We start from the raw sequence: 11,566 nt of genomic DNA, 5'->3' as shown, positions 1-11,566 counted from the left end.
CNNGNAGTGNGNGNTNAGGNACCAGCACAGGGNGGGGNCCGGCTCCGCGGNCGAGTTGATGGCGTCCGCGACGTGGCGCCAGCAGTTGACGTAGTCCTTGGGGTTGGTGGCGGACCATTCGTACCAGTCGCCGTTGCCCTCCCAGGCGATTCGCAGGTAGGAGTTCTGCCGGCCGTAGGCGTTCAGTACGCGGCCGAAGGTCTTCCAGTACTCGTCGTAGGCCCCGGTGGCGCAGGTCGCGTTGCTGGCACCGATGTGCTCCGGGAAGGGGGGGATGGAGATGATCAACCGGCCGGGCCAGTTGGCGAAGGTGCGCAGCAGATCCACCGGCTGGCTGACGTTCGCCCAGCTGTTCCGGGTGGTGTAAAGCAGGGTGAAGTCACAGGGCGCCCCGCGCCAGGTGCAGAACGCCTCCAGGTTCTGCTGGTTCATCACCGGATCGGGATAGGTTCCGGTCAGCCACCCTTTGCCCGAGCGGGGCCCGGCGTAGGACGGCGGGGCCGGCGGCGGGTTCGCTCCGGTGGTGNCCTCCGCCCGGTCGAAACCGACGTTGTTGCCCTGCGAGGAGGTGTTGCGCTGCCCGGTATTCGTCAGGGTCAGGGTGTGCGTGCCGGCGGCGAGCTTGTCCGAGCTGTAGAACAGGGTGATGCTCGAGGTCGGCGCGTAGGTGTCGACGTTGACCGGCTGGCCGCCGTCCAGGCGGATCGTGCTGAATCCCCCGATCGGGCCCTTGGCGCCGTAGATGTTGATCTGCGTTCCGCTGAAACGGATCGTGGCGACCGCGCCGGCGGTCGCCGAGTAGTAGAAGCTGTTGTTCGGGGAGGTAATGCAGCCGGTGCACTTCGTCCACCCGGTCGAGTAAGAGACCTGGTTGGTGCCGGTGCCGATCGTCGTGTCCTCGATGGTGAGCGCCGTGGGCACCGGCGGTGTCGGCGGGGGCGGCGCCACCTCGTTGATCGCCTCGGCGCGGTCGAAGGCGACGTCGTAGCCCCGGGACGCGGCATTGCGCTGGTGCAGGTTGGTGATCTGCACTGTGTGGGTGCCCGCGGTGAGCGTGTTCGAGGTGAAGATCGAGCTCGCGACCGCGACCGTAGCGAAGGTGTCGACGAGCTGCGGGGTGCTGCCGTCGATGCTGATCGCGGCCTGGCCGCTCCACGGCCCCTTGACCCCGAAGATGGTCACCCGCGTGCCGATGAACTGGAACGAGGCGACGCTGCCGTAGGTCGACGAGTACCGGAAGCCGTCGTCGAGGGGCCCGGCTATGCACCCGGTGCACCGGGTCCACGTCCCCGTGTAGGAGACCTGGTTGAGCCCGGTGCCGATGGCGCTGTCCTCGATGATCGTCGGGGCCTGCGCGCGGGCAGGTCCGGTCAATGCCCCGGTCATCAGGGCCACGGTGAGGGTGAGTAGCAGCCCGCCGATCCGGTGGCGACGTGCTCGAGTCCGCGCGTGACGGCCGTTCGAATATCTCCTGGGCTGGGACGCTGTCCCGTCCCGTTTGTTCTCTGTGCGCATTCTCCAGTCCTGTCCTGGGTTGTGGAACGCGTGTCGAGCTTGTCGATGAAAGCTGACTCATCAACCAGGAAGGAAGCTAGATCAATGGTTCGCGGGCATGGTCGAACGTCGTTGTCCGGAGATTCGACGCGCACTTCTCCAGGCGTGGGCGAAGACTTGTGACGTCGTCCTTCCCGGCGGTTCGGGTGGAACGTGCACAGCCGGATTGCGCAGATTCTCCGCTCGCGGCGGCGGTGTCACCGGTTCTGGCGGTTCCTTGGGGTCGGCGCAGGAAAATCGTGATCCGTTCGGCCCGGTCGGTCAACGCCCGCGCGGGAATGCCGATACCTTTGTAGCCGAAGGTGCGACCTACCTCCGGTACGCCTGCGGTCTGAGTGCCTGCGGTCAGAGCAGGGTGCCGAAGACCTGCGTCCAGTAGCGACCATACTCGCCGCCGGTGGCCTGCCCGACGCCGATCTGGCGCAGCCGCGGGATGAGGATGTTCGCCCGGTGGCCGGGGCTGTTCATCCATCCCGTCACCACCTCGTCCGCGCTGCTCTGGCCGGCGGCGATGTTCTCGGCGACCTGGGCGTAGCGGTAGCCCAGAGCGCTCACCCGGTCGGACACCGTGCGTCCCTCCGGGCTGGTGTGCGCGAAGAAGCCACGGGTCGCCATGTCCACGCTGTGCGCCTCCGCGGCGGCGGCCANGCGGTCGTCGACGGTCAGCGGCGCGAGACCCTCCCGGGCGCGCTCGGCATTGGTGAGCGTGACGACCCGCGCGAGCACGAGGGTCAGATCACCCTCCCGGGTACCCCGACCCGTGGAATCGGGGTACCCGGGAGGGTCACGGCGTTGACCCTGGCCCTGGTGGCCCTGGCCCTGGTGGCCCTGGTGGCCCTGGTGGCCCTGGTGGCCCTGGTGGCCCTGGTGGCCCTGGTGGCCCTGGTCGCCGTCGTCGATGTCGACTCCGAAGTCCCGGGCGAGACCGGCGAGGCCGTCCGCGTAGCCCTGCCCCACCGCCCGGATCTTCCACGCGGGGCCGCGCCGGTAGATCTCCACCAGCGTGACCACGGTCTCGCGGGACAACGGCGGTGGTGCGAAGCGGGCGATGAGGNCATCATGATCATTATGGATGGTGACGGCGAGAGCTGGCAGCCGTCCGAAGGGCGTCGTACCGTCCTCGGGGCTGGCGGCGATCACGACACGTTCGGCGCCCAGGCGCAGCCGGCCCGGATCGACGGTCACCGCGCCGCCCGAGAGTGCCACGCCCGGCGCCCTGGGCTGGTTGTAGAACACGAAGTCGCTGTCCGCGGCGACCTTGCCGTTCGCGCCGGTGACGAGCGCACAGACGTCGAAGGGACCGGCGAGCCGGACCGAGACGGGGCCGGCAGGCAACGGCCCGTTCGCGCCAGGCACCAGGTCCCTCATCCGTTTCCACCCCTGTAGCCGTGGTCGTCCGCCATCGAGCGTTCGTCCGATGGTGCCATCCCGGACGTTTCGCGGTGTGCCCACGTTCCGTCACCCCCGACCAATCCGTGGGGTTAGGTAGCTTTCGCGAGGTTTTGTGGCTCTTATGCTATTCGGTGGCTCTCGTGGGGTTCGGTGGCTGTTGTGGCTGGTTTGATTGCCTTGTCGGTCTGTCCGGTCGTACCGTCACCTCGGTTGCCGTGATCATATGATCAATGGTCTGGCCTGCGGATTTTCCGGTGGGCTCACGCCGCTCATCGCGATCGAGGAGAGCCGGCGACCATTGGTGGGGGGCCGCTGAGGGATGATCGAGGCACCGTTCCGCGGTGCCCGGAGCAGGGTGGACCGCCGTTGAATGACGTCATGGGCTACGCCCTGCTCAGTCTGGGCACGGGCGCGCTCTACGCCCTCGTGGCCTCGGGTGTGGTGGTCATCGCCCGCGGGGCCGGCGTGCTCAACCTGGCCCAGGGCGCGCTGCTGGCCTGGGCGGCCTATGCCTTCCATGGGCTGCACGCCGGGTGGGGGCTGCCGCTCGGCCTCGCGGCGCCGCTGGCCGTGCTGTCGACGACCGTCATCGGGGTCGTGTTCCACCTGCTGGTGATGCGGCCACTGCGCGAGGCGACCTCGCTGCTGCGGCTGATGGCGACGCTCGGCCTGCTGATCATCTTGCAGTCGTTGCTGACGCTGATGTTCGCCGGTGCCGTGCGTACCTCCCCGACGGTGCTGCCGACCGGCAGGATAACGCTGTTCGACGAGCCCGTCGGCGTGTCCGTGTTCGTCCGGCTGGCTGTGGTCGCCGTGCTGGTCGCGGGGCTCTGGGCGGTGTTCCGGTTCACCACGGTGGGCCTCGCCGCGACGGTGGCGGCGGAGAACCTCAGGGCCGCCGCGACCTTCGGCTGGTCGGCGGACACCGTCGCCGCCGCTGCCTGGGGCGCCGGCAGCGCGCTGGCCGGTCTCGGCGGGGTCCTGCTCGCGCCGCTGCAGAACCCGTTGTCCTCGGCGAACCTGCTCCTGCTCATCGTCCCGGCGCTGGCGGTCGCGCTGGTCGCGCGGTTTCGCTCCTTCCCGATGGTGCTGGCGGGCGGGCTCGCCCTCGGGGNCGTCGAGGNGGAGACCCAGTTCCAGCTGGTCGCCGAGCACCCCTGGTGGCGCGGGGTCGACCGGGCTGTGCCGCTGGCGGTCATCGTCTTCTACCTCGCGATCCGCGGGCAGGGAATACCCGAACGCGGCCACCTCGCCGAACGTCAGCCTGCCCTCGGTAGCGGCCGGGTGCATCCGCGCGCCCTCGCGGTCACCGTGGCGGCCACCCTGGCGGCGACCTGGTGGCTGCTGCCGGTTGACTGGGTCGACGCGATCGACGCGAACGCCCTGTGGGCGCTGGTCATCCTGTCCGTCGTCGTGCTCGTCGGGTTCACCGGGCAGTTGTCCCTGGCGCAGCTCGCCTTTTCCGGCATCGCGGCGTTGATCGCCGGACGGCTCGTCGCGACCCGCGGCTGGCCGTTGGAGGCGGCCATGCTCGTCGGGGTCGCCGGCACGGCCGCGGTCGGACTGTTGTTCGCCCTGCCGGCGCTGCGGACCCGGGGCCTGCAGCTCGCGGTGGTGACCCTGGGCCTGGGCACCGCCGTCGACGCTCTGCTGTTCCAGCGCGGCTACCACTCCCCGGCACCGAGGAGCGCGGGCTCCATCGGTTCGCTGTTCGGCGATCTGGCCTCCCCGGAGGGCACGGTCGTCGGCCGTCAGACATTCCTCGGCATCGAGTTGGACAAGGTTGCCAACCCCCGCGGGTTCGCGACCGTCTCCGTCCTCGCCTTCGTCCTCGTCGCGCTGGCCGTCGCCAACCTGCGGCGCGGGCGCGCGGGCCGGCGACTGATCGCGGTGCGGACCAACGAGCGGGCCGCCGCCGCGCTCGGCATCAGCGTGGTCGGCGCGAAGCTCTACGCCTTCGCGCTGTCGGCGGCCATCGCCGGATTCGGCGGGGNGCTCTATGCGTTCTACGTCTACGGGGAGCGCGGGAACATCGACTATGGCGGTGGCGCCTTCGCGCCGTTCTCGTCGATCATGCTCATCGCCTACGCGGTGCTCGGCGGGGTCGGCTGGGTCAGCGGGGCGTTCGCCGGGGCGACGATGGCCGCCGGGGCGCTCGCGACCCGGCTCGGCGGCTGGGTCGGCGACCTGCTCGCCCGGCTCGGCGTGCTGCTGCGGGTCGTCGTGGCGGCCCTCGCCGGGCTGCTCGGCCTCGCCGCCGGTGCCTCGCTCGTCAGCGCGCCGCGCCCGCGCCGCCGGCTCGGCGCCGCCGCCCGGTACGCCCCCTGGGCCGTCGCCGCCGTCGCCGCCCTGGTCGCAGCGGTCTTCGGCGGCTGGGTGCGGGACTGGCTGGCCGAGCTCGACCGCTACGTGCCGCTGATCGGCGGGATCGTCCTCGTCGTCGTGCTGTCCCGGTCGGGNGGGGGCATGGCGCCGGAGAACGCCCGCACCGCCAGGCTGCTCCACGACCGGGTCCCGGCGGCGGCCGCCCGCCGCCGTCGCCGCGATGCCGCCCGCCTGGCCCGCCTGCTCGGCGCGCCGCCCGCCGCGCTGCCCGCCGTGCCCGCCGTCCTGTCGGTCTGGGGTCTGACGGTCCGGTTCGGCGCGGTCACCGCGGTGCGCTCGGTCGACCTGCGGGTGGAACCCGGTCAGATCGTCGGGATGATCGGCCCGAACGGCGCGGGCAAGACGACGGTCATCGACGCGATCACCGGTTACACCCCGTCCTCGGTCACGTCGGTCACGTCGATGACGTTGGGCGGCGTCCGGCTGGACCGTCTGCCGGCGCACCGGCGGGCCCGCGCCGGCATCAGCCGGTCGTTCCAGAACCTGGAGCTGTTCGACGATCTGACGGTCATCGAGAACATCCAGGCGGCCAGCGACCGCCGGGACACCCGCGCCTATCTCACCGACCTGCTGTTCCCCCGGGGACGTCCGCTTGAGCCGGCCGCGGTCGCCGCGGTCGACGCCTTCGGGCTGCGCGACGATCTCCTGCGCACGGTGGCGGAGCTTCCCTACGGTCGTCGTCGGCTGCTGGCCATCGCCCGGGCCGTCGCGGCGCGCCCCGCCGTGCTGCTGCTCGACGAGCCGTGCGCCGGGCTGGACGAATCGGAGAGCGCGGAGGTCGCGGGCCTGCTGCGTCGGCTCGCCGACGACTGGGGACTGGGCATCCTGCTCAACGAACACGACATGGACGTGGTCATGGGGGTCTGCGACCGGGTGGTCGTGCTGGACGCCGGGGAGCGCATCGCCGAGGGGACGCCGGAGCGGGTGCGCGACGACCCCCGGGTGCGGGTCGCCTGCCTGGGGGAGGCGGCGGTCCCGGCCCGGCCGGCCGTCTCCTGGACTCGGCCGGCCGTCTCCTGGACCCGGCGGGCCGTCTCCTGGACCCGGCCGGCCGGCCCGTCCGCGGGCGGGACCGGGGACCGCGTCGCCGACAGGACGGACCCGGCCCGGTTCGCGGCCGGCCCCGCGGTGCTGGCGGCGCGGGGCCTGTCCGCCGGCTACGGCAACGGCCCGGTGGTCCGCGACCTCAACCTGGAGGTTCACGCCGGCGAGGTCGTGACCCTGCTCGGCCCGAACGGCGCCGGCAAGACGACGACACTGCTGGCGCTGGCCGGCGCGATCCCGTCGGCGGGAGGCGAGGTCCTGCTCGCCGGGGCCGTGACGACCGCCGCGCTGCACGAACGGTGCCGACGTGGCCTGAGCCTGGTTCCCGAGGAACGCTCGGTCATCATGGACCTCACCGTCCGGGAGAATCTCCGGGTCGGTCGATGCGACCCGGACCTCGCCCTCGCGGTCTTCCCCGAGCTTGCCGAGCACCTCGATCGGCGGGCGGGGNTGCTCTCCGGGGGGCAGCAGCAGATGGTGACCCTCGCGCGCGCCTTGGCGCGCCGGCCCACGGTTCTGCTCGCCGACGAGCTCTCGCTGGGCCTCGCGCCGCGCGTCGTGGACCGTCTGCTGGCGGCGGTGCGCGCCGCCGCGGACGATGGGCTCGCCGTGATCCTCGTCGAGCAGCACGTCCGCAGCGCCCTGTCGATCGCCGATCGGGTGCACGTCCTGCGGCATGGGGCCCTCGCCTGGTCGGGCACCGCCGCCCAGGCCCGTGCCGACCGGGAGACCCTGCTCGGCGCCTATCTGTCACCCGGACGGCCGGCGGACTCCGGCAATGGCGCCCCATCCGGCAATGGCGCCCTCAGCGGCCCGCGTGCCTGACCCGGGTCAGCGCGTGCCTCAGAGTCAGGAGGCGGCCCGGCGCAGGATGTCGAGGCCGGAGTAGGTCTCCGGGCCGAGTGGCACGAAGCTCTTCGACGCGCTGTCCCAGCGGGCTCCCCGCAGCGTGGTGTTGAAGATCCGTTCCGCCCCGGGGATCGGCGTCGTCGCCGTGAGGTTCAGCCGCGGGACGATGCCGCCCAGGTCCAGGTCGGTGGTCCGGTTGAGCTGGTCGAGCAGGGTGCGGGCGGTGAGCGGGCCGGACACCTTGTTGCCCACCTTCTCGGCGATCTGCACGGACAGCCACGCGCCGGTGGTGGTCGTCGTGGTGCGTAGCGCGGGGGCCGCGTCCGCGTCCCCGCCGGCCTGCTCGGCGTCCAGTTCGGAGATCATCCGGGCCACCTCGGGGAACTGGCCGGCCTGGCTCAGCTCGGGGAACGCGGTCGCGACCACGAGGTTGTCCGCGGCCGGACCGAGCGTCGACAGGTACTTCGGCGAGAGGGTTCCGGCCGCGTGGCAGGTCCGGACCCGCTGGCCGGCCTGGGAGATCACCGCGTAGGCGGCCTGGTCGAACACGACGAGCACGGCTCCGTCGGCACCGGACCGGGTNAGCTGGGAGATCGCCGGGGTGAAGTCGCTCGTCGTGATCGGAATACGGATCTTCGGATTGATCGGACGGTTCACCGCCTTCGCGCCGCCCTCGGCCATGATGATGAGCCGGTCGCTGGCGCTGAGGTCGTAGCCGACCAGCCCGAGGCGGGTGGCTCCCGCCTTGGCGAGCAACGACGGGCAGACCGCGGGGTAGAGCGCCAGCGGGCTGATGACGTAGCTGATCGGAGAGCTGAGCTCGGATCCGTCGGCCGAGATCCCGGCCGAACCGATGGACGGGATCCCCGCGTTCTCCAGGATGGGCATGATCCCACCCGAGCCGCTGACCTCGCCGACGACCGCGAGCACGTGCTGATCCACCGCCTGCTGGGCGCACTTCCTGGCCACGGCGGCGTCGTTCTTCTCGTTGCAGTGCACGAGCTCGACCCGGTGGCCGGCGATCCCACCCCGGGCGTTGACCCCGCGCACGGCGGCCCGGGCGGCGGCCACCATCTCCGGGTAGTTCGTTCCGGACGTGCCCACCGGGGCGATGATCATCAGTTTGACCGTTGATCCGGCCGAGGACGTGCCGGTGGCTTCGCCGNCCGAGTCGCCNCCGCACGCGGCGAGCGTTCCCGCCAGCACGGCGCCCAGAACCGCCGCGGCGAGCCACCGGAGCCCGTACCGTCGTCCCACCGTGCCGCCTCCTCGTCGAGCGTGCCTCGTCCGCGTTCCGTGTTCCGGTCCCCTGCCGGGCCCCGCTGTCCCCTGCCGGGCCCCGCCACGGTAGACCTGCCTGCTCAGGACGGATACGCCCGGGTTGGCTGGGACCCGCGGGAGCCTCGGCGTGGGATCGCGTCCCGGCGTCAGAGCACCTCAGAGCACCTCAGAGCACCTGAGGTCACCTGAGGTCACCTCAGAGCACCTGGGACCAGGCGTAGGTGAACCCCATGATCTGGTCGGCGAGGGTGTCCAGGCGGGCCGCGACGGTCCGGTCGAGCACTCGCCCGTGCGGGTCGAAGAGCGGCACCGCGGTGTTCAGGGTGACGCCCAGCGGGGTCGGCCAGCCGCGCAGGGCGTGCACCGTCGAGCGCAGGGCCGTCAGCGTCGTCCCGGCCGCCTGCGTGCCCCGGGCGCCGACGATCAGTGCGACCGCCCGGCCGTCCAGGTAGGGCCGGGGCGCGCCGCGCAGGTCCTCCAGATAGTCCAGGGCGTTCTTGACCTGGCCCGATATCCCGCCGTGGTAGCCGGGAGTCGCGATCACGAGGCCGTCGGCCCGTTCGACGGCGGCGAGGAGGCGCAGCGCGGCGGCGGGACGTTCCTGGCGTTCCGGCGCGTACATCGGCAGGTCCAGGTCCGCCGCACCGAGCAGCATCGTCTCCGCGCCGGCCTGCCCCATCATCGCCAGCACCGTCGCCAGGGCCTGGTGGGTGGTGGAGTTCGCCCGGCTGCTGCCACCGATGCCGACGATTNACGGGCGGCGGCGACGGGCCCGCACCGGACCGGGACCGTCCGGCGGCATGTCGGGCGAACGGTGCGCCGAGACCCGGCTGGGCAGCCCGGAGACGGGATCCGTACCGACCGTCTGGCTGCGCCCGCTCCTCGGTTCGCCGTTGCTGGCACCCGGTTGGAACATGCCGAATGTGTCTCCCACTACCCCTCCTCGTCCCGGATCCGGCATCCCGGTCCGGCATCCCGGTCCGGCGTCCCGGATCTGGCTCATGTCGGTCCGGCGATGGACCGCCACCCGCGTACCGTCGCGTCTGTCCTATCGCGGATGTCCTGTCCGATGTCCTATCGGACGGGCTGACCACACCGATCGAGGGGGTTGTGGGTCCGGCGCAGCGCAGCCGGCAGCGCGCGAGCGCCCGGCCCCAGCTCGGCGATCCGGTCGTGCGGATTCGAGATGCGGCAGCTTCGCAGCGACAAGCAGCCGCAGCCGATGCACGAGTTGAGTCCGTCACGCAGAGCGACCAGGGCCGCGATCTCGTCGTCCAGCCGGCCGCGCCACCGCCGCGAGATCGCGGACCAGTCCGCCTTGGTCGGCGTGCGCGACTCGGGCAGCGTCGACAGGGTCTCCCGCACCTCGTCGAGACTGAGCCCGACCGCGGTGGCGGCGCGGATGAACGCCAGCCGCCGCAGGACATGGCGCTCGTACCGGCGCTGCCCACCCGAGGTCCGGGTGGCGGTGAGCAGGCCCTGCTGTTCGTAGAAGCGCAGCGCCGACGCGGCGAAGCCACTTCGCTGCGAGAGCTCACCCACAGTCATCATATCGGTAGGAAGCATGCCCGCAGACTATGGCGTTGAAGTTGAACTCAACATGAGGTTCCCGGAACCCGGCGGCGCCGCGACGGGCTGGTCGTCACGCCTCGTCACGCCTCGTCCCGTCATGTCCCGTCACGCATCGTCATGCTTCGCCGCCCCTCGTTGCCCCGCGTCGCCCCTCGTCACGCCTCGGCTTCGTGGTAACGGGGATCACCCCGGGCCGTCCCGGCAGCGCGTTTGCCGCGGTCGCCGCCCATGGCAGGCTTCGTCGCAATGGACGACATCACGCATCGGCGGTTCAACCCNCTCACCGGCCGTTGGGTTCTGGTCTCGCCGGGGCGGACGCGGCGACCGTGGCACGGCGGTCAGGAACCACCGCCGGTGCCGGCCGCGGTCGCCCATGATCCTCTATGCGACCTCTGCCCGGGTAACCTCCGGGCCGGCGGTGAACGTAACCCCTCCTACTCCGGTACCTACGTGTTCACCAACGACTTCCCGGCGCTGCGTCCCGACCCGGTTCGGCCCGCAGCCCTGCTCGTCGCCCCGCCCGCCGACCCGCCTGTCGCCCCGTCCGCCGACCCGGCCCCGGTGTGGCCGGCGGGTCCCGGATCGGGCCTGCTGCGCAGCGAACCGGCCCGGGGGACCTGCCGGGTCGTGTGCTTCGGCCCTCGTCATGATCGCGGGCTCGTCGACATGACTCCGGCCGAGGTCCGGGCGGTCGTGGACACCTGGGCGGCGCAGGAGGAGGAACTCTCCCGCACCTGGCGCTGGGTGCAGGTCTTCGAGAACCGCGGCACCGCGATGGGCGCGTCGAACCCGCACCCCCACGGTCAGATCTGGGCCTGCGACGCGTTGCCCGACGAGCCAGCCGCCGAGGACGCGCGGCAGCGGGAGCACTTCGCCCGGTCTGGCAGCTCCCTGCTGATGGACTNCGCCGAGATCGAGACGGCGGCGGGGGAGCGGGTGATCCTGGCGGAGGAGCACTGGCTCGTCGTCGTGCCGTTCTGGGCGCTGTGGCCGTTCGAGACCCTGCTCCTGCCCCGGCATCCGGTCGACCGCCTCGCCGCGCTCTCCGACGACCAGCGGGACGGGCTGTCCCGCCTGCTCGGCCGCCTCCTCACCGGCTACGACGCCCTGTTCGACCATCCTTTCCCGTTCTCGATGGGCTGGCACGGGGCTCCCGGGCCGCATCCCGCGCCCGGACCCCGGCCGGGGCCGGAGCTGGGGTCGGAGCCGGAGCCGGAGCCGGAGTCGGGGCTGGGGCCGGAGTCGGGGCTGGGGCCGGACCTTGATCCTGGTTGGGGACCCGGCGATCCACCCGCGGCGTTCTGGCAGCTGCACGCCCACTTCTATCCGCCGTTGCTGCGCTCCCCGACCATTCGCAAGCATCAGGTCGGCTACGAGATGCTCGCCGACGTGCAGCGCGACCTCACCCCGGAGGCAGCCGCGGACCGGCTGCGCGCCGTCATGGCTCCCGTCGCCGCGAACCGGACCTGAGCCGAGCCCGCGCGGCCGT

6 protein-coding genes and 1 pseudogene (1 of these 7 cut by a window edge) are annotated in these 11,566 nt (G+C 72.0%); 2 read left to right on the top strand and 5 right to left on the bottom strand.

Annotated features, from left to right (window positions below; genetic code table 11):
* Both CED_RS08085 and CED_RS08080 read right to left on the bottom strand, forming a co-directional pair.
* A pseudogene (locus CED_RS08085) lies at positions 1 to 1,515 on the bottom strand (glycosyl hydrolase) (it extends 435 nt beyond the left edge of the window).
* A 384-nt stretch (positions 1,516 to 1,899) separates the two neighbouring features.
* Complete coding sequence (locus tag CED_RS08080) at positions 1,900 to 2,910, bottom strand: CAP domain-containing protein (protein ID WP_235186961.1); 1,011 nt, start codon at positions 2,908 to 2,910, stop codon at positions 1,900 to 1,902.
* 402 nt (positions 2,911 to 3,312) lie between these two features.
* Between CED_RS08080 and CED_RS08075 the strand changes: the two genes are divergently transcribed.
* Entirely contained in the window at positions 3,313 to 7,200 is a 3,888-nt protein-coding gene (locus CED_RS08075) for an ATP-binding cassette domain-containing protein (RefSeq protein ID WP_035909626.1), read from the top strand.
* 24 nt (positions 7,201 to 7,224) lie between these two features.
* Here the strand turns inward: CED_RS08075 and CED_RS08070 are convergent, their stop codons facing one another.
* From CED_RS08070 to soxR, 3 genes are all read right to left on the bottom strand, one after another.
* Complete coding sequence (locus CED_RS08070) at positions 7,225 to 8,481, bottom strand: ABC transporter substrate-binding protein (protein ID WP_035909624.1); 1,257 nt, start codon at positions 8,479 to 8,481, stop codon at positions 7,225 to 7,227.
* Positions 8,482 to 8,701: 220 nt separating this feature from the next.
* Positions 8,702 to 9,466 (bottom strand): NADPH-dependent FMN reductase, encoded by a 765-nt coding sequence (locus CED_RS08065; protein WP_035909679.1) that lies wholly within the window; start codon positions 9,464 to 9,466, stop codon positions 8,702 to 8,704.
* Positions 9,467 to 9,579: 113 nt separating this feature from the next.
* Positions 9,580 to 10,071: a redox-sensitive transcriptional activator SoxR gene (gene soxR, locus CED_RS08060; RefSeq protein WP_035909623.1), complete on the bottom strand. Its 492-nt coding sequence runs from the start codon at positions 10,069 to 10,071 to the stop codon at positions 9,580 to 9,582.
* A gap of 234 nt (positions 10,072 to 10,305) precedes the next feature.
* On the opposite strand from soxR, the gene CED_RS08055 reads away from it, so the two are divergent.
* Entirely contained in the window at positions 10,306 to 11,547 is a 1,242-nt protein-coding gene (locus tag CED_RS08055; protein WP_035909622.1) for a UDP-glucose--hexose-1-phosphate uridylyltransferase, read from the top strand.
* Positions 11,548 to 11,566: the final 19 nt, after the last annotated feature.

The organism is Frankia sp. CeD (assembly GCF_000732115.1).
Classification (GTDB): Bacteria; Actinomycetota; Actinomycetes; order Frankiales; family Frankiaceae; genus Frankia; species Frankia casuarinae.
Note: the sequence above shows the minus strand (reverse complement) of the source record. Positions and strands in the feature narration are given on the sequence as shown.